This window comes from Rhizobium sp. BK529 (assembly GCF_014194105.1).
Taxonomy (GTDB): domain Bacteria; phylum Pseudomonadota; class Alphaproteobacteria; order Rhizobiales; family Rhizobiaceae; genus Rhizobium.
The window spans coordinates 1,925,254-1,943,921 of the sequence record NZ_JACIAU010000001.1; the positions used below are offsets into that span (position 1 = coordinate 1,925,254).

An 18,668-nucleotide genomic window follows, 5' to 3' on the forward strand; every position below is an offset into this window, starting at 1 on the left:
TTTTCCACTATCCAAAGAATACATCGCCGGCCGCAATCGGCATCATCCTGCCTGTGCCCGTATCGAGCATCAACAGGCCATTATCATCAATTCCGGCGAAAAACCCGGAAATCGACCTGTCGGGCAAGTTCACAGTTATCTTTTCGCCAATACCACAGGCAACCGCACGCCATCGCGCAGTGATCTCGGCAATGCCCCGACCTTCGTCCCAGACATTCAGCGCCTCGGTCATGGAGGCAAAGAGATGGGCGAAGAGCTCCTCAGGCGAAGCTGCACTTCCCTGATCGCGCAGGCAAGTGACGGGATAGAGTGGGTTCTCGGGCATGACGGACACGTTGATGCCGATACCGATCACGACGGCATGGCGTCCATTCGCCAGCCGCTCCCCCTCGACGAGGATACCGCAGGTCTTCTTGCGTCCGATCAGGATATCGTTCGGCCACTTCACCTCCAGCGGCTCGGCGCCCGGCGGCAAGACGCTGCGGACGGCCTGATGAACCGCGACGGCGATTGCGAGCGGCAGGGAGGCAAGGCGCTCCATCGGTGCCGGGTCGATGAGGAGAAGAGAAGCGTAGAGATTGCCGCGCTCGGAAACCCAGGGACGGCCACGGCGGCCGCGGCCGCCGGTCTGCCTTTCGGCGGTCACCCAGAGGAGACCGGGGTCCCCTGCCCGCGCGCGGGCAAGGCATTCCGTATTGGTGGAGGACGTTTCCGACAAGGCCTCGTGCCTGACATCGCCGAGCGATATCCGGCGCCGCTTGTCGGAAGCCATCAGAAGAGCGTTGCCGCAGCGAGTTCGGCCGCGCCGCCGATCGGACCGCCGATGAGAACATAGGCGGCAACGAAGAGACCGGAGAGACCGAAGACGAGACGCATCGAGCCGGAGACACGAGCGAATTCGTCAGTCGCCTCATCAAACCACATCAGCTTGATGACGCGCAGATAATAGTAAGCACCGACGACCGACGCCAGGACGCCGATGACGGCAAGCGCGTAAAGCTTGGCCTCGATGGCGGCGACGAAGACGAAGTACTTCGCGAAGAAGCCTGCGAGCGGCGGAATGCCGGCGAGCGAGAACATTAGTGCGGTCAGAACCACAGCCATGAAGGGGTTCGTCGTCGACAGGCCAGCAAGATCGTTGACGTTTTCAACGACCGTGCCGTCCTTGCGGCGCATCGACATGATGATTGCGAAGGAGCCGAGCGTCATGACCATGTAGATCGCCATGTAGAGCATGACGCCGGTGACGCCCGTCTGGTTGCCGGCTGCGAGGCCGACCAGTGCATAGCCCATGTGACCGATCGAAGAATAGGCCATCAGTCGCTTGATGTTCTTCTGGCCGATCGCAGCAAAGGAACCGAGCAGCATGGAGGCAATCGAGATAAAGACAATGATCTGCTGCCACTCGGTCAGTATCGGCTGGAACGCGGTGATGACGATGCGGGTCATCATCGCCATGGCGGCAACCTTCGGTGCGCTCGCGAGGAACGCAGTGACCGGGGTCGGCGCGCCTTCATAAACGTCGGGCGTCCACATGTGGAACGGAACGGCCGAGATCTTGAAGGCGATACCGGCCAGGATGAAGACGAGGCCGAAGATCAGGCCGAGTGAACTTCCGCCTTCGACAGTCAGAGCCTGGGCAACGTCTGCGAAATGCGTGTGGCCGGTGAAGCCGTAGACCAAGGACATGCCATAGAGAAGCATGCCCGACGAGAGGGCGCCGAGGACGAAGTATTTCAGACCCGCTTCGGTCGACTTCACGCTCTCACGGTTGATCGCCGCGATGACGTAGATCGCCAGAGACTGCAGCTCGAGGCCGAGGTAAAGTGCAATCAGGTCATTTGCCGAGATCATCAGCATGATGCCGAGCGTGCAGAGCACGAGGAGAACCGGGAACTCGAACTTGTCGAGCTGGTTTTCCCTCGCCAGGCCCATCGACATGAACAGGGCGATGAACGAGCCGATCAGCGCCAGAACCTTCATGAAGCGTGCGAAACCGTCGGCGAGGTAGACACCGCCATAGGCGAGGCCGTCGCCCGGAACGAAGACCAGCCACAGTCCGGAGATCGCAATCACGATCATCGCCAGCACGCTGACGAGCGGACCGGACCGCTCGCCCGAGAAGACGCCGATCATGAGCAGGACGAGCGCACCGATCGCGAGGATGATTTCCGGCGCGGACAGGTACAGGCTCAGGGATATTGTTTCAGCGGTCATGTCCTAAAATCCCGTCATTTCATCGACAGCGCAACATTCTGCGCTGCCTGCACTGCGGCCGAATAGCTGTTGATCAGATGGTCTACGGAAGCTGCGGTCGCATCGAAGACCGGAGCCGGATAGACGCCGAAGAAGATCGTGAGCGCGATCATCGGGTAGAGAATGATCTGTTCACGCGGCGAGAGGTCGAGCAAAGCCTTCAGCTTTTCCTTCTCCAGTGCGCCGAAAATAACCCGGCGATAGAGCCAGAGCGCATAGGCGGCCGAGAGGATAACACCGGTTGCGGCAAAGAGCGCAACCCAGGTATTGGCTCGGAAGGCGCCGATCAGGGTGAGGAATTCGCCGATGAAGCCCGAAGTGCCCGGCAGGCCGACATTCGCCATGGTGAAGACCATGAAGGCGACGGCGTATTTCGGCATGTTGTTGACGAGGCCGCCATAGGCCGCGATCTCGCGGGTGTGGGTGCGGTCATAGACGACGCCGACGCAAAGGAAGAGCGCGGCGGAGACAATGCCGTGCGACAGCATCTGGAAGATCGAACCCTGCAGACCCTGTGCGTTGGCCGCAAAGACTCCCATCGTCACGTAGCCCATGTGGGCAACCGAGGAATAGGCGATCAGCTTCTTGATGTCGTCCTGCATCATCGCAACCAGCGAAGTGTAGATGATGGCGATTACGGACATGGCGAAGACGAGTGGCGCGAAATAGTCTGATGCGACCGGGAACATGCCGAGCGAGAAGCGGATCAGACCGTAGCCGCCGAGCTTCAGGAGTACGCCTGCCAGGATGACGGAACCGGCCGTCGGCGCCTGGACGTGCGCGTCCGGGAGCCAGGTATGAACCGGCCACATCGGCATCTTCACCGCGAAGGAGGCAAAGAAGGCCAGCCACAGCCAAGTCTGCATCGCCGGCGGGAATTTGTAGTTCAGAAGCTGGACGATATCCGTCGTGCCGGCCTGCCAGTACATGGCCATGATGGCAAGCAGCATCAACACGGAGCCGAGCAACGTGTAGAGAAAGAACTTGTAGCTCGCATAGACGCGGCTAGCACCACCCCAGACGCCGATGATCAGGAACATCGGAATGAGGCCGCCTTCGAAGAAGACGTAGAAGAGAACGATATCGAGCGAGACGAAGACACCGACCATCATCACTTCGAGGATGAGGAAGGCAATCATGTATTCCTTCACCCGCTTCTCGATCGAGAGCCAGCTTGCGAGCACGCAGAAAGGCATCAGGAAGGTCGAAAGGATGATGAACAGCATGGAGATGCCGTCGACGCCGACATGGTAGCCGATGCCAGTGCCGAGCCAGTTATGCTGCTCGATCATCTGGAAGCCAGGATTGGCGTTGTCGAAACCGATCCAGATGAAGAGCGACAGGATGAAGGTGAAGACCGTGGTGATCAAAGAGATCCACAGCACGTTCTTACGGCCGTTCTCGGTTTCGCCGTTCATCAGCAACAGGAGCACCACGCCGACGAGCGGCAGGAAGGTGACCGTTGAAAGAATGGGCCAATCGGTCATCAGAAGGAACTCCCGAGCATCATCCAGGTAACGAGCGCCGCAACGCCGATCAGCATCGCGAAGGCATAGTGATAGAGGTAGCCGGTCTGCAGGCGTACGACGCGATCGGTCACGTTGACCACGCGGGCAGCGACGCCGTTCGGACCGTAGGTATCGATGACGCCGACATCACCCTTCTTCCACAGGAAGTTGCCGAGCGCCTTGGCCGTGCGGACGAAGAGGAAGTCGTAGAGTTCGTCGAAGTACCACTTGTTGAGCAGGAACTGGTAGAGCACACGATGCTGCTGAGCGAGCTTACGCGGCGTCGAGGGCGACCGGATGTACATATACCAGGCGGTCACGAAGCCGAGCAACATGGCGATGAAGGGGCTGAGGCTGACCCAGGCCGGAACGTGGTGGAATTGTTCCACCAGCTCGTTTTCGGCGCCAGTGAAGAGCGCGCCCTTCCAGAACTCGGCATATTCTTCGCCGTAGAAGCGGCCTTCAAAGAGCACGCCGGCAAATACTGCGCCGATGGCGAGGAGGTAGAGCGGCACCAGCATGACCTGCGGCGATTCGTGGACGTGATGCATGACCTCATGCGAAGCGCGTGGCCGGCCATAGAAGGTCATGAAGATCAGGCGCCAGGAATAGAAGCTCGTGAAGAGAGCGGCAATGACCAGCAGTGTGAAGGCGAAGCCTGCAGCCGGCGAATGCGACGCGTAGGCAGCCTCGATGATGACGTCCTTCGAGAAGAAGCCTGCAAAGCCGACCGGGGTGAAGGGAATGCCAACACCGGTGATCGCCAGCGTGCCGATGATCATCATCCAGAACGTCATCTTGATGTGCGGACGCAGGCCACCCATGTAGCGCATGTCCTGCTCGCCATCGACGGCGTGAATGACCGAACCGGCGCACAGGAACAGCAGAGCCTTGAAGAAGGCGTGGGTGAAGAGGTGGAAGATTGCCGCGCCATAGGCACCGACGCCGAGAGCAACGAACATGTAGCCGAGCTGCGAGCAGGTCGAGTAGGCAATGACGCGCTTGATGTCGTTCTGCACGAGGCCGACGGTCGCGGCGAAGAAGGCAGTGATCGCACCGATGATCGTCACGACGACAAGCGCATCCGGCGAGTGTTCGAAGATCGGCGACATGCGGGCGACGAGGAAGACACCAGCGGTAACCATGGTTGCGGCATGGATGAGAGCCGAAACCGGCGTCGGGCCTTCCATGGCGTCCGGAAGCCAGGTGTGCAGCAGGAACTGCGCCGACTTACCCATCGCGCCCATGAAGAGCAGCAGGCAGGCGCCTGTCAGCGCATGAGCCTTGTCAAGATGCATGCCGAAGAGGTTCAACACGACTTCACCGGCCGCACCGCCACCTTCCGCTGGAGCGAAGGTCGCAGCATTGGCGAAGATCGTATCGAAGTTGATCGAACCGAACAGCACGAAGACGGTCGCGATGCCGAGCACGAAGCCGAAATCGCCGACGCGGTTGACGATGAAGGCTTTTATTGCCGCGGCCGATGCCGAGGGTTTCTTGTACCAGAAGCCGATCAGCAGATACGAGGCCAGACCAACGCCTTCCCAGCCGAAGAACATCTGGGCAAGGTTGTCGGAGGTCACCAGCATCAGCATGGCGAAGGTAAAGAGCGAGAGATAGGCGAAGAAGCGCGGGCGGTGCGGATCGGTATGCATGTAACCGATCGAGTAGATGTGCACCAGCGTCGAGACCGTGTTGACCACGATCAGCATGACCGAGGTCAGCGTATCGACACGCAGCGACCAGGATACGTCGATCCCGCCGGACTGGATCCAGCGCAGAACCTCGACCTTGATAGCGCCTTCGGGATGGCCGAGCGCAACCGTGAAGAAGACGACCCAGGAGAGAACGGCGGCGATGATCATCAGGCCGCTGGTGACATATTCCGACGCCTTGGCACCAATCGCGCGGCCGAAGAGGCCGGCGATGATCGCGCCGATCAGGGGAAGGAAGACGATAGCCTTATAGAGGAACATGAGCCGCTCAGCCCTTCATCATATTGACGTCTTCGACCGCGATCGAACCGCGGTTGCGGTAGAAGACAACGAGAATTGCGAGACCGATCGCCGCTTCAGCAGCAGCAACGGTCAGAATGAACAATGCGAACACCTGGCCGACGATGTCGTTGAGGAACGACGAGAAGGCGACCATATTGATGTTGACCGACAGCAGGATCAGTTCGATCGACATCAGGATGACGATGATGTTCTTCCGGTTCAGGAAGATGCCGAACATGCCGATGGTGAAGAGGATGGCGCTGACCGTGAGATAATGGGAAAGTCCGATGACCATGTTCTTTTCTCCTTGACCTCTCGGTTCAGTTCACGCCCTGGCCCGCCTTGACCTTGACCACCTCGACGGCGGTCGCGGGCGTACGGGCAACCTGGCGGGAAATATTCTGCCGCTTGATGTTGGTGCGGTGCTTCAGCGTCAGCACGATTGCGCCGATCATGGCGACCAGCAGGACCAGACCGGCGATCTGGAAGAAATAGACGTAATTCGTGTAGAGCACGTCGCCGAGTGCGGCCGTATTGGTACGTTCGGTGAGCGCCGGGATCGGCATGGCGACCGTCTTGGCGACCTCGGGCGAGATCGCGCTGCCGCCGATCACGACGATCAGTTCGGCTGCGAGAATGAGGCCGATCAGCGCGCCGATCGGCGCATATTCGAGGACACCGGCGCGAAGCTCGGCGAAGTCGATGTCGAGCATCATCACCACGAAGAGGAAGAGAACCGCGACCGCGCCCACATAAACGACAAGCAGGATCAGCGCCAGGAATTCGGCACCCAGCAACAGGAAGAGACCGGCCGCATTGAAGAACACCAGGATCAGGAACAGAACCGAGTGAACCGGGTTCTTCGCCCAGATGACCATGAACGCCGACGCTATCGCGACAAAGGCGAAAAGATAGAAAAATAGAGCCTGCAGACCCATGTTGGTGCCTTTTTCATCTTCCCCCGGGCAGCCGGGAGTTTCCCTGCCCGATAGGACTTCACACAGCTTACGCCGGCAAAGCCCCGGTGCATGTTGACCGCAGCGGGCAAAGCGCCCTTCCGCGGCATTTCAAATTTCAATCAACGGTACGGCGCGTCCATCGCGATATTGCGAGCGATTTCACGCTCCCACCGATCGCCGTTGTCGAGCAGCTTCTGCTTGTCGAAGTAGAGCTCTTCGCGAGTTTCGGTGGCGAATTCGAAATTCGGGCCTTCGACAATCGCATCGACCGGACATGCCTCCTGGCAGAAGCCGCAGTAGATGCACTTAACCATGTCGATGTCATAACGCACCGTGCGGCGGGTGCCGTCATTACGGCGTGGGCCGGCTTCGATGGTGATCGCCTGAGCGGGACAGATTGCTTCGCACAGCTTGCAGGCGATGCAGCGCTCTTCACCGTTGGGATAGCGGCGCAGAGCATGCTCGCCGCGGAAACGCGGGCTGACCGGACCTTTTTCGAACGGGTAATTGATCGTCGCCTTCTGCTTGAAGAAATAGCGCATCGACAGGAAAAAGGCGCCGACGAATTCCTTGAGGAAAAGCGAGTTGATGGAGGCGGATAGGCTTCCCATCTTCAATCTCCAATTTTGCCGGAAACGAGGTTGGACATCAGCCTGCCCATCCCGTCAGTTTCAGCACGAATGCAACGATGACGACCATGGCGAGCGACAGCGGAAGGAAGACCTTCCAGCCGAGACGCATGAGCTGGTCGTAGCGGTAACGGGGCACGAAAGCCTTGACCATGGCGAACATGAAGAACACCAGGCACGCCTTCAGCATGAACCAGATGATGCCAGGCACCCAGTTAATGAGCCAGAAATCGACCGGAGGCAGCCAGCCGCCGAGGAAGAGAATCGTCGTCAGCGAACACATCAGCACGACGGCCGCATATTCGCCGAGCATGAACATCATATACGGAGCCGAGCCGTATTCCACCATGAAGCCGGCGACGAGTTCGGATTCTGCTTCCGGCAGATCGAAAGGCGGGCGGTTCGTCTCGGCGAGCGCCGAGATGAAGAAGACGACGAACATCGGGAACAGCGCCAGCCAGTGCCAGTCGAGGAACGAGTTCGGCAGGCCGATCATCGTACCGAGGCCGGTGCGCTGGGCATTGACGATATCCGTCAGGTTCAGCGAACCGACGCAGAGGAGAACGGTGACGATGACGAAGCCGATCGAGACTTCGTAGGACACCATCTGCGCGGCGGAGCGCAGCGCACCGAGGAACGGATACTTCGAATTCGAAGCCCAGCCGCCCATGATGATGCCGTAAACCTCGAGCGATGAGATCGCGAAGATGTACAGAATGCCGACGTTGATATTGGCGATCACCCATCCGTCGGCGAGCGGCACGACTGCCCAGGTCGACAGCGCCAGGAGCACAGTGACAAGCGGGGCGAGCAGGAAGATTGCCTTGTTGGCGCCGGCCGGAATGACCGGTTCCTTGAATACGAATTTCAGAAGGTCGGCAAAGGACTGGAACAGGCCGAAGGGACCGACGACGTTCGGACCGCGGCGCAGCTGAACGGCGGCCCAGATCTTGCGATCGGCAAGAAGAACGTAGGCGATGAAAATCAGCAGGCAGACGAGCAGCAGCAGCGACTGACCGATCATGATGATCGCCGGCCAGACATAGGTCGAGAAGAAAGAATCCATGAGTTCCTGCCCTTACTCTGCCGCGACTTTGAAATTGTTGCGGGCCAATGCCGAGCACTCGGCCATGACAGCCGAGGCACGCGCTATCGGGTTCGTCAAATAGAAGTCTTTGACCGGCGACGCAAACCCGGATTTGTTCATCTTACCGGCTTTTTTCGCCAGTGCGGCAATTTGGGCGCTGTCGCCCTCAGCGATCTCGTCGATGGCCGCAAAATGCGGGAATGCCGCATAGAGCTTGGCGCGCAACTCGCTGAGAGAATCAAAGGAAAGTTTCTTGCCGAGCACATCGGAAAGGGCGCGAATGATAGCCCAGTCCTCGCGGGCGTCGCCCGGTGCGAAACCGGCGCGGTTGCCCATTTGGACGCGGCCTTCGGTATTGACCCAGGTGCCGGACTTTTCGGTGTAGGCAGCGGCCGGCAGAATGACGTCCGCGCCATGTGCGCCATTGTCGCCGTGCGAACCGATATAGACCGTGAATTTCGCAGCCTTGGCCGAGAAATCGAGCTCATCTGCACCGAGCAGGAAGAGCACGTCCATCGCCTTCAGCATTTCGGCGGCATTGACGCCCTTGGCGCCCGGGACGAAACCGAGATCAAGGCCGCCGACGCGGGATGCAGCAGTGTGCAGCACGGCAAAACCGTTCCAGCCTTCAGCGATTGCACCGACATTGACGGCGAGCTTGGCAGCCGTTGCGAGAACGCCAGCGCCATCCGTGCGGGTCAAGGCGCCCTGGCCGATGATGATCATCGGCTTGGAAGCCTTGGAGAGGACTTCGGCGAAGGCGTGGCCGCCATCGAGAATATCCTTCAGCGTATCCGGACCAGCGCCAAGGTAGTCATACTTGTAGCGCATCTCGCCGCCCTCCCCGATCACACCGATCGGGAAGCCGCCGCGACGGTAGCGCTTGCGGATACGGGCGTTCAGGATGGCAGCTTCAAAGCGCGGGTTCGCGCCGATGATGAGCAACGCGTCGGCCTGTTCGATGCCCGCGATGGTCGGGTTGAAGAGGTAGCTCGCACGGCCGAGCGACGGATCAAGTGCCGCCCCATCCTGGCGACAGTCAAGATTCTCGGAACCGAGCGATTTCACCAGTTCGGAAAGGGCATACATTTCTTCGACCGAAGCGAGGTCACCGGCGATCGCACCGATCTTGTCGCCGGACGTTGCCGAAACGGCGGCCTTGATGGCGCCGAAGGCTTCGCTCCAGGTTGCCGGCTGCAGGCGGCCGTCCTTGCGGACGTAAGGACGGTCGAGGCGCTGTGTCTTCAGGCCGTCCCAGACGTGGCGGGTCTTGTCGGAAATCCACTCTTCGTTCACAGCTTCGTTGACGCGCGGCAGGATGCGCATGACTTCGCGGCCACGCGTATCGACGCGGATCGCGGAGCCGACGGCGTCCATAACGTCGATCGATTCGGTCTTGTTCAGCTCCCACGGACGCGCCGTGAAGGCGAAGGGCTTGGAGGTCAGAGCACCGACCGGGCAGAGGTCGACGACGTTGCCCTGCAGCTCGGAGGTCATGGCCTGCTCGAGATAGGTGGTAATCTCGGCGTCTTCGCCGCGGCCGATCAGGCCGAGCTCGGAGATGCCGGCAACCTCTGTCGTGAAACGGACGCAGCGCGTGCAGTGAATGCAGCGGTTCATCACCGTCTTGACGAGCGGGCCAATATATTTGTCTTCGACGGCGCGCTTGTCTTCCTGATAGCGCGAGGTGTCGATGCCGAAGGCCATGGCCTGGTCCTGCAGGTCGCATTCGCCGCCCTGGTCGCAGATCGGGCAATCGAGCGGATGATTGATGAGCAGGAATTCCATCACGCCTTCGCGGGCCTTCTTGACCATCGGCGTGTTGGTGAAGACTTCCGGCAGTTCGCCGTTCGGGCCGCCGCGGATATCACGCACGCCCATGGCGCAGGAAGCCTGCGGCTTCGGCGGACCGCCCTTAACCTCGACGAGGCACATGCGGCAATTGCCGGCAACCGAAAGGCGCTCATGGAAGCAGAAGCGCGGAACTTCAGCACCAGCCTCTTCGCACGCCTGCAGCAGCGTGAAATGATCCGGAACTTCGATCTCGTTGCCGTCAATCTTCAGTTTAACCATCGTCACTCAGTCCTGTTTCCCATTCGCCGGGTACCGGCAAACAAACCTATTTTTGCAACATCCATATTGCCAAGGCGGTCATTTCATTCCGTCCTGGCGCTGGTATTGCCCAAATTTTCCTTCGCCGGTTCCGAGACCCGAAACCCGCCAGCGGCATTGCGATCCGGAGCCCCTGCCCCACTGATCGATCCGCCATTCCTCCGGCCGTCACATGTGGCCGGAAATCTAGTTCTTCCTGCGACCCCGCGTCGCCAGTACCTTCGCCTGGCCGACCCAATCGTCGCGGAGGATGCGGCCTTCGAAGCCGAGTTCGGCATCCAGGCTCGCAATGTCCTGATCGCTCCAGGCGGCGATATCGGCGAAGGCGCGGATACCTCTTGCGTTCAGCACCTGTTCGAGCTTCGGACCGATGCCGGCGATCAGCTTGAGGTCATCAGCCTTCCTGGACCTTGCGGCCGGCTTGCTCTTGGCAGCCGCTACCGGCTTGGTATTCTTCTCCGCCGGAGGCTTGGTGGAAACTACCGTCAGCTTCGGCTTTGCCACCTTGCGTGCCGGCTCGGTCTTCTCAGCTGGCCGGCGGATATTTTCCGGACGGATATCGATTTCCGGCACTTCTTCGTCCGGCGGCGTTTCGTCGAGTGCTGCGGCTGCCATGTTCGCCGTTTCGAGTGCACCCTGCAGCGCGCCGAAGAAAATGCCGGCCATCTGTGTGGAAAGGCCGAAACCGATCGCCGTTGCCGCGGCAAATGCCGCAGCTGGGTGGGCCATTAGCGGATGAATAGGCATTACACGCGCATTTTCCAGCATACCGGCAGCAAGTCGGCCGAAGTCAGCCGCGAAATCGGCTGCCCCTTCCCTCACCTTGCTATCGGATGTGCTGGTCGTCATGCGCTTACTCCGCCGCCTCCAGAACCGCCCCATGATCGAGGGCATTGGCCGTGTACTGGTCGATACGGGCTTCGATTTCCGGACGGAAGTTGCGGATCAGACCTTGGACCGGCCATGCGGCAGCGTCGCCGAGCGCACAGATGGTGTGGCCTTCGATCTGCTTGGTGACCTGGAACAGCATGTCGATTTCGCGCTTCTGCGCGTTGCCGCGGGCCATACGCTCCATCACGCGCCACATCCAGCCCGTACCTTCGCGGCATGGTGTGCACTGACCGCAGCTCTCATGCTTGAAGAAGGCCGAGATGCGGGCAATCGCTTTGATGACATCGGTGGACTTGTCCATGACGATCGAGGCGGCCGTACCGAAGGAGGAGCCGACAGCGCGCAGGCCATCGAAGTCCATCGGGCAGTCGATGATGTCCTTGGCCGGAACGATCGGGCACGATGCGCCACCCGGAATGACGGCGAGCAGGTTGTCCCAACCGCCGCGGATGCCGCCGGCGTGCTTGTCCACCAGTTCGCGGAACGTAATGCCCATGGTTTCTTCGACTGTGCACGGGCGGTTGACGTGGCCCGAGAGCATGAAGAGCTTGGTGCCGACATTGTTTGGACGGCCGAAGGACGAGAACCAGCCGGCGCCACGGCGCAGAATGGTCGGAGCAACGGCGATCGATTCGACGTTGTTGACAGTCGTCGGGCAGCCGTAGAGACCCATATTCGCCGGGAACGGCGGCTTCAGGCGCGGCTGACCCTTCTTGCCTTCAAGGCTTTCGAGCAGTGCGGTCTCTTCTCCGCAGATATAAGCGCCGGCGCCGTGATGGACGTAGATATCCATGTCCCAGCCGAGCTTGTTGTTCTTACCGAGAAGACCGGCATCATAGCATTCGTCGATTGCAGCCTGCAGGGCTTCGCGCTCGCGGATATATTCGCCGCGCACATAGATATAGGCGGCATTGGCGCCCATGGCGAAGCTTGCGACCACGCAGCCTTCGATCAGCGTATGCGGATCGTTTCGCATGATGTCGCGGTCCTTGCAGGTGCCGGGCTCCGATTCGTCGGCATTGACGACGAGGTAATGCGGGCGGCCATCGCTCTGCTTCGGCATGAAGGACCACTTGAGGCCCGTCGGGAAGCCTGCACCGCCACGACCGCGAAGGCCGGAAGCCTTCATCTCGTCGATGATCCAGTCGCGGCCCTTTTCCAGGATCTGCTTGGTACCATCCCAGTGGCCGCGGCTCATCGCGCCTTTCAGGGACTTATCCTTGAGGCCGTAGATGTTGGTAAAGATGCGGTCTTTATCTTGCAGCATGTCTCACACCTCTTACCGCGGCTTCTTACCGAAGACCTTGATATATTCCGCTTCGCCGCCCTTGGCGAGCGCCTTGGCCTGCTTGACCCAGTCGTCACGCTCGATGCGGCCGCGGAAATTCAAGAAACCATCGACCCATTCACGTTCAGCCTTCTTCCAGCCCGCGATCTGCGCGAAGGTGAAGATGCCGATCTCATGCAACGTTGCCTCGATCTTCGGACCGACACCGGAGATCATCTTGAGATCGTCGGGAGCGGCTGGCTTCTCGATGCCTGCCGGGCGATTCTTGTCGGTCAGCGACGGTTTGACAGCGACATCAGCGGCAGGCTTTGGGGCCGGCTCGGAAGCGGCAGTGCCCGACAGAGGCTGAACTTCGGCAGCCTTCGCATTCTTGGCCGATGCCTTGGGCGAGGTTGCCGGCGTCTTCAGCGACTGATTGGTTTCAGCGTCGGTGCTCTTCGGACGAGCGGCCTCGGAAGGAGGAACCGGTGCGCCGTCGGCCGGTGCCTTTGCCGGGGTTTCGTCAACCCAGGTGCGCGTGACGGGAACGTCGTCCAGAAGCGTCGTCGGCCCGCCTTCGGGAGAAGAGAGGTGACGATCGATCTGCGGACCGACCTTGACGCTCGCGCCGTTACCGGCAGCAAATGCATCGATGATCTCTTCCAGGCGCTCCGGCGTCAGGTCCTCATAGGTATCCTTGCCGATCATCACCATCGGCGCGTTGACGCAGGCCCCGAGACATTCAACCTCTTCCCAGGACAGCGTGCCTTCGGCATTGCGTTCGAAAGGATGCTGATGAATCTTGCTGCGGCAGACGCCCATCAGCTTTTCCGAGCCGCGCAGCATGCAGGGCGTCGTGCCGCAAACCTGCACGTGAGCGCGGGAACCAACGGGATGGAGCTGGAACTGGGTGTAGAAGGTCGCGACCTCGAGGACACGGATATAGGCCATGTCCAGCATGTCGGCGACCTTTTCGATCGCCGCGCGGGTGACCCAACCATCCTGCTCCTGCGCACGCATCAACAGCGGAATGACCGCGGACTGCTGACGGCCTGCGGGATATTTCTGAATCGTCTTTTCCGCCCAGACCGCGTTTTCATCGCTGAAAGCGAATGCGGCCGGCTGGAATTGATCTTCGGCTAATCGACGAACGGACATTCTTCCTCACGCCTTGTCAGTTTAGCGTTCCACACCGCGAAGCAGTCAAAGACTGCATTTCACAGGCATAGGCCGACTGGTCTTTTTGCATAAATACCACAAACTTGCCGCCGTTTGGCACGGCGGCCTTGATCTGATAGCCCTTGGACAAAAGCTCGCCCATGGACGACTGCTCCGCCGGCGGCTGCGCCTCATCGTGGCCCAGCGGCGTGCCGAGCTTGCCCGCTTCCTGCGCGAAAGCGCCGGAGGCTGCAAAGAGAATGGCAGCTGCGAGCGGCAGAGCCTGCATTACCGGTCCACCTCGCCGAACACGATGTCGAGCGAGCCGAGAACGGCCGCGACGTCGGCGAGCTGGTGGCCACGGCACATGAAGTCCATCGCCTGCAGATGCGCATAACCCGGAGCGCGGATCTTGCAGCGGTAAGGCTTGTTGGTGCCATCGGAGACGAGATAGACGCCGAACTCGCCCTTTGGCGCTTCGACGGCGGCATAAACTTCGCCGGCCGGAACGTGATAACCTTCGGTGTAGAGCTTGAAGTGGTGGATGAGCGCTTCCATCGAACGTTTCATCTCGCCGCGCTTCGGCGGAACGACCTTGCCGTCGATCGAGGAGAACGGTCCCGTCTTGGCATCACCGAGCAGGCGGTTCACGCACTGCCTCATGATCTTCACGGATTCGCGCATCTCGATCATACGGATCAGGTAACGATCGTAGTTGTCGCCGTTCTTGCCGACCGGAATGTCGAACTCAAGATCCGAATAGCATTCATAGGGCTGCGCGCGGCGCAAGTCCCAGGCAGCGCCCGAACCACGCACCATGACGCCCGAGAAGCCCCAGGCCCAGCAATCTTCGAGCGCGACAACGCCGATATCGACGTTACGCTGCTTGAAGATACGGTTGCCAGTCAGAAGGTCGTCGATATCGTCGAGCTTGCCCGGGAATTCGTCGCACCAATTGCCAATGTCCTGCACGAGCTGTTCCGGCAGATCCTGGTGAACGCCACCCGGTCGGAAATAAGCCGCATGCATGCGCGCACCGCAGGCACGCTCGTAGAACACCATCAGTTTTTCGCGCTCTTCGAAGCCCCAGAGCGGCGGCGTCAGCGCGCCGACGTCCATGGCCTGCGTGGTGACATTCAGGAGATGCGACAGGATGCGGCCGATTTCCGAATAGAGAACGCGGATGAGCTGGCCGCGGATTGGGATCTCGATGCCAAGCAGCTTTTCGACGGCCAGCGCATAGGCATGCTCCTGGTTCATCGGCGCAACGTAGTCGAGGCGATCGAAATACGGAACGGCCTGCAAATACGTCTTGGTCTCGATCAGCTTTTCGGTGCCGCGATGGAGAAGACCGATATGCGGGTCGACGCGTTCCACAATTTCGCCGTCAAGCTCCAGGACAAGACGAAGCACACCGTGCGCCGCCGGATGCTGCGGTCCGAAATTGATGTTGAAGTTGCGGACATTATGTTCGGTCATGCTGCGTGCTCCATGCCAAACGCGGTGCCAATCAAGCGAATAGCGAATGGCGAATAGCGAGTAGTTTCGTTCAGTATCATCACTTCTCCTGGAGACTCCGTATTAGCGCGCGAATCATTCGTCCGATCTCGTCGCATTTTCCGGTCATCTGCCTGAACTCACTCTCGTCGATCATGCTGATGCGGTGAGAGATGAGCATATGCGTTTCCAATTCCTTTAACGAACCCTGGGAGATCCGCAGAAACTGAATGAAGCTTCCCGTGACTTCACGTCCGTGCCCTTCAGCGATATTGGCTGCGATAGAAGTCGCCGCCCTGCGTATCTGAGCTGTCAGACCGTAAACCTCTTCTTTCGGGAATCTTTTGGTTAGCTGATAACAATCCACCGCGAGATCGATTGCCATCTGCCATACCTTAAGGTCTTTATAAGAGTTTATCGTCTGAGCGCCCTTCCAACTATTCGCTACTCACTATTCACTATTCGCTTTACTGCTTCGCTTTTTCGTCGCCGGGCAGCACGTATTCGGTGCCTTCCCAGGGCGACAAGAAGTCAAAGTTTCGGAACTCCTGCTTGAGTTCCACCGGTTCGTAAACGACGCGCTTTGCCGCATCGTCGTAGCGAACTTCGACGAAACCGGTCGTCGGAAAGTCCTTGCGCAGCGGATGACCTTCGAAACCATAGTCGGTCAGGATGCGGCGCAGGTCCGGATGACCGGTAAAGAGCACGCCGTACATGTCCCAGGTCTCGCGCTCGAACCAATCGGCGCCCGGATAAACGGCACAGGCAGATGGAACCGGCGTATCTTCGTCGGTCGCCACCTTCACACGAATGCGCAGGTTCTTCTTCGGCGACAGGAGGTGATAGACGACGTCGAAGCGCTGTTCGCGCTGTGGCCAGTCGACGCCGCAAATATCCGTCAGGTTGACGAATGCGCACTTAGCATCGTCGCGCAGGAAGGTCAGCAGCGGGATCAGATTGTCGCCAGTCGTCGTCAGCGTCAGCTCGCCATACTTAAGCTGCGAGGCGGCAATCAGATTGCCGCGCGCTTCCGAAACGTAGGACGAAAGCTCTGTGAGGGCTTCGCTCATAATTTTCTGTCCTTGCCCTTAGCGTTCGATCGTGCCGGTGCGGCGGATCTTCTTCTGCAGCAAAAGCACGCCGTAAAGCAACGCTTCTGCCGTGGGGGGACAGCCCGGCACGTAGATGTCGATTGGCACGACGCGGTCGCAGCCACGAACAACCGAATAGGAATAGTGATAGTAGCCGCCGCCATTGGCGCACGAGCCCATGGAGATGACGTAACGCGGCTCAGGCATCTGGTCGTAGACCTTGCGGAGCGCAGGCGCCATCTTGTTGGTCAGCGTGCCGGCGACGATCATGACGTCCGACTGGCGCGGCGAAGCGCGCGGAGCGAAACCGAAGCGCTCGACGTCGTAACGCGGCATGGAGAGCTGCATCATTTCAACAGCGCAGCAGGCAAGACCGAAGGTCATCCACATCAGCGAGCCGGTACGAGCCCAGTTGATCAGCTCGTCGGTCGAGGTGACGAGAAAACCCTTGTCGGCGAGCTCATTGTTGATCTCGCCGAAAAACGCATCGTTGCTGCCGATCGGCTTACCAGTCGAGGGATCGATGATCCCCTTCGGCTGTGGCGCGACGAGCGTCTGATTGCCAGCGGGGACTACTCCCATTCCAGGGCTCCCTTCTTCCATTCATAGATAAAGCCGATGGTCAGCACGAGAAGGAAGACCATCATGGACCAGAAGCCGAACCAGCCGATGGCACCGAAGGAAACGGCCCACGGGAAGAGGAAGGCGACTTCAAGGTCGAAGATGATGAAGAGAATCGACACGAGGTAGAAGCGGATGTCGAACTTCATGCGGGCGTCGTCGAATGCGTTGAAACCGCATTCGTAGGCCGAAAGCTTTTCCGAATCAGGCGCCTTGAAGGCAACGGCAAACGGCGCAATGAGCAGCGCCAGGCCGATAACGAGCGCGATACCGATGAAAATAGCGATCGGAATATAGGAACTGAGCAGTTCAGTCATCATGTTCATCCCTGCTTGCGGGCGGCGCCGGGCGGCGCGACTGGGCAAATGCCCGACAAGCGAACGTGCGTTGCAACAAGCCGTGGTTAGCGCAGCCAGAGCCCCGGCGCAAGACTTTTACAGAAGCTATTCGAACAGTGTGGGACGGACTTTATCAAGCAGATGCAACGATGTCGCGACAAATCCCGCAAAGTTGCTGAAGGCCGCATGGCTGACCCTCGGAAATTGCATGGCTTTTCGGAAGAAATGGCGCGAGTGACGGGGCTCGAACCCGCGACCTCCGGCGTGACAGGCCGGCACTCTAACCGACTGAGCTACACCCGCGCACTGGACCTTTCGGACCTTGAGGATAACACGAAACCGGATCCGCGGCGACGATTTGCCGCCTGCTCAAAAGTGGCGCGAGTGACGGGGCTCGAACCCGCGACCTCCGGCGTGACAGGCCGGCACTCTAACCGACTGAGCTACACCCGCACTCTTTTAAGCAATCCGGTGCCTGAGCACCCCCTCCGAACGGGCTGGCCGTTTGGATGAGCGGCTAACTAAGGGGTTCGCCTTTTAGTGTCAAGCAGGTTTGGAGACAAAACCATGACAGTCCTGAAATTGTTTCGGAAAGCCTTTGCCAATCTTCCGCCGGACCCCAGATCCGCATCCAGGGCACAACCGCTCCCCTGCCGCTGCGGCAGGTCGTTGCTTGGACTTCACGACCCTTCCGCCGACGGATGAACTTTTCCACAGGCTGGCAAGTATAAGCTTGCCGAAAGCCATTCCCGCGCGCGGCGCTCGCGCCCTTCGCCGAATCATACCGCACGGTCACCCCTGTGAAAGCTGCGTCGTCTCAGGCCTTGCCAGCATATTGCTCGTCACTGACCTGCTCCAGCCACTCGGCGACGCTGCCGTTCAAAGCTTCCTGGATGGCGATATGGCTCATGGCCGTCTCTGCACTTGCCCCATGCCAATGCTTCTCGCCCGGCGCGAACCAGACGATGTCGCCGGCACGGATTTCCCTGATGTCCCCGCCCCAGGTCTGCGCGAGCCCTCTGCCTGACGTAACGATCAGCGTCTGCCCGAGGGGATGGGTGTGCCAGTTCGTGCGCGCGCCGGGTTCGAATGTTACGTGGGCGGCCTGCACGCGGGCTGGATCCGGCGCATCGACAAGCGGATCCAGCCGTACTGAACCGGTGAAATAGTCAGCCCGACCTTTGGTGGAGGGGCGCGAGCCTGCGGTCTTGATATCCATGATTTTTCCTGTTCCTCCATCGTCTGCGGTTGAAGCCG

General features: G+C 59.8%; 19 protein-coding genes and 2 tRNA genes. All 21 read right to left on the minus strand.

Annotation, left to right across the window (positions count from 1 at the left end; translation table 11 throughout):
- Positions 1-7 precede the first annotated feature (7 nt).
- The 21 genes from FHX08_RS09730 to FHX08_RS09830 all read right to left on the minus strand — a co-directional run bounded on the left by FHX08_RS09730 (position 8) and on the right by FHX08_RS09830 (position 18,630).
- Positions 8-772, minus strand: coding sequence for a biotin--[acetyl-CoA-carboxylase] ligase (locus FHX08_RS09730; protein ID WP_184327098.1), 765 nt, complete (start codon positions 770-772; stop codon positions 8-10).
- A complete protein-coding gene (nuoN, locus tag FHX08_RS09735; RefSeq protein WP_132651192.1) occupies positions 772-2,217 on the minus strand; it encodes an NADH-quinone oxidoreductase subunit NuoN in 1,446 nt (481 codons plus the stop codon). The genes FHX08_RS09730 and nuoN overlap by 1 nt, the downstream gene beginning before the upstream one ends.
- Positions 2,218-2,231: 14 nt before the next feature.
- Entirely contained in the window at positions 2,232-3,743 is a 1,512-nt protein-coding gene (locus tag FHX08_RS09740; RefSeq protein ID WP_132651191.1) for an NADH-quinone oxidoreductase subunit M, read from the minus strand.
- Positions 3,743-5,740, minus strand: a complete 1,998-nt coding sequence (nuoL, locus tag FHX08_RS09745) for an NADH-quinone oxidoreductase subunit L (protein ID WP_132651190.1) — start codon at positions 5,738-5,740, stop codon at positions 3,743-3,745. The genes FHX08_RS09740 and nuoL overlap by 1 nt, the downstream gene beginning before the upstream one ends.
- 7 nt (positions 5,741-5,747) lie before the next feature.
- Positions 5,748-6,056, minus strand: coding sequence for an NADH-quinone oxidoreductase subunit NuoK (gene nuoK / locus FHX08_RS09750; protein ID WP_132651189.1), 309 nt, complete (start codon positions 6,054-6,056; stop codon positions 5,748-5,750).
- A gap of 25 nt (positions 6,057-6,081) precedes the next feature.
- Entirely contained in the window at positions 6,082-6,699 is a 618-nt protein-coding gene (locus FHX08_RS09755; protein WP_132651188.1) for an NADH-quinone oxidoreductase subunit J, read from the minus strand.
- Positions 6,700-6,839: 140 nt separating this feature from the next.
- Positions 6,840-7,331, minus strand: coding sequence for an NADH-quinone oxidoreductase subunit NuoI (gene nuoI / locus FHX08_RS09760; RefSeq protein ID WP_132651187.1), 492 nt, complete (start codon positions 7,329-7,331; stop codon positions 6,840-6,842).
- A gap of 37 nt (positions 7,332-7,368) precedes the next feature.
- On the minus strand, positions 7,369-8,415 hold the full coding sequence (gene nuoH / locus FHX08_RS09765) for an NADH-quinone oxidoreductase subunit NuoH (RefSeq protein ID WP_132651186.1): 1,047 nt from the start codon (positions 8,413-8,415) through the stop codon (positions 7,369-7,371).
- A gap of 12 nt (positions 8,416-8,427) precedes the next feature.
- On the minus strand, positions 8,428-10,509 hold the full coding sequence (gene nuoG / locus FHX08_RS09770; protein ID WP_132651975.1) for an NADH-quinone oxidoreductase subunit NuoG: 2,082 nt from the start codon (positions 10,507-10,509) through the stop codon (positions 8,428-8,430).
- 225 nt (positions 10,510-10,734) lie between these two features.
- Complete coding sequence (locus FHX08_RS09775; RefSeq protein ID WP_184327099.1) at positions 10,735-11,397, minus strand: 5' DNA nuclease; 663 nt, start codon at positions 11,395-11,397, stop codon at positions 10,735-10,737.
- A gap of 4 nt (positions 11,398-11,401) precedes the next feature.
- On the minus strand, positions 11,402-12,706 hold the full coding sequence (nuoF, locus tag FHX08_RS09780) for an NADH-quinone oxidoreductase subunit NuoF (protein WP_132651184.1): 1,305 nt from the start codon (positions 12,704-12,706) through the stop codon (positions 11,402-11,404).
- A 12-nt stretch (positions 12,707-12,718) separates the two neighbouring features.
- Entirely contained in the window at positions 12,719-13,864 is a 1,146-nt protein-coding gene (locus FHX08_RS09785) for an NADH-quinone oxidoreductase subunit E (RefSeq protein ID WP_132651183.1), read from the minus strand.
- Positions 13,865-13,880: 16 nt separating this feature from the next.
- Complete coding sequence (locus tag FHX08_RS09790) at positions 13,881-14,153, minus strand: hypothetical protein (protein WP_132651182.1); 273 nt, start codon at positions 14,151-14,153, stop codon at positions 13,881-13,883.
- On the minus strand, positions 14,153-15,343 hold the full coding sequence (locus tag FHX08_RS09795; RefSeq protein ID WP_132651181.1) for an NADH-quinone oxidoreductase subunit D: 1,191 nt from the start codon (positions 15,341-15,343) through the stop codon (positions 14,153-14,155). The genes FHX08_RS09790 and FHX08_RS09795 overlap by 1 nt, the downstream gene beginning before the upstream one ends.
- A gap of 79 nt (positions 15,344-15,422) precedes the next feature.
- Positions 15,423-15,746, minus strand: a complete 324-nt coding sequence (locus FHX08_RS09800; protein ID WP_210288186.1) for a four helix bundle protein — start codon at positions 15,744-15,746, stop codon at positions 15,423-15,425.
- A gap of 82 nt (positions 15,747-15,828) precedes the next feature.
- On the minus strand, positions 15,829-16,431 hold the full coding sequence (locus FHX08_RS09805) for an NADH-quinone oxidoreductase subunit C (protein ID WP_132651179.1): 603 nt from the start codon (positions 16,429-16,431) through the stop codon (positions 15,829-15,831).
- An 18-nt stretch (positions 16,432-16,449) separates the two neighbouring features.
- The gene (locus tag FHX08_RS09810) at positions 16,450-17,034 is read right to left on the minus strand and encodes a NuoB/complex I 20 kDa subunit family protein (protein ID WP_112566273.1); all 585 of its coding nucleotides are present in this window, start codon (positions 17,032-17,034) and stop codon (positions 16,450-16,452) included.
- Entirely contained in the window at positions 17,025-17,390 is a 366-nt protein-coding gene (locus tag FHX08_RS09815; protein WP_008521906.1) for an NADH-quinone oxidoreductase subunit A, read from the minus strand. Before FHX08_RS09815 ends, FHX08_RS09810 begins: the two co-directional genes overlap by 10 nt.
- 247 nt (positions 17,391-17,637) lie before the next feature.
- A tRNA-Asp gene (locus tag FHX08_RS09820) sits at positions 17,638-17,714 on the minus strand.
- Positions 17,715-17,787: 73 nt separating this feature from the next.
- Positions 17,788-17,864: transfer RNA gene (locus tag FHX08_RS09825), tRNA-Asp, on the minus strand.
- Between the two features lie 364 nt (positions 17,865-18,228).
- Entirely contained in the window at positions 18,229-18,630 is a 402-nt protein-coding gene (locus tag FHX08_RS09830) for a cupin domain-containing protein (RefSeq protein WP_132651178.1), read from the minus strand.
- Positions 18,631-18,668 lie beyond the last annotated feature (38 nt).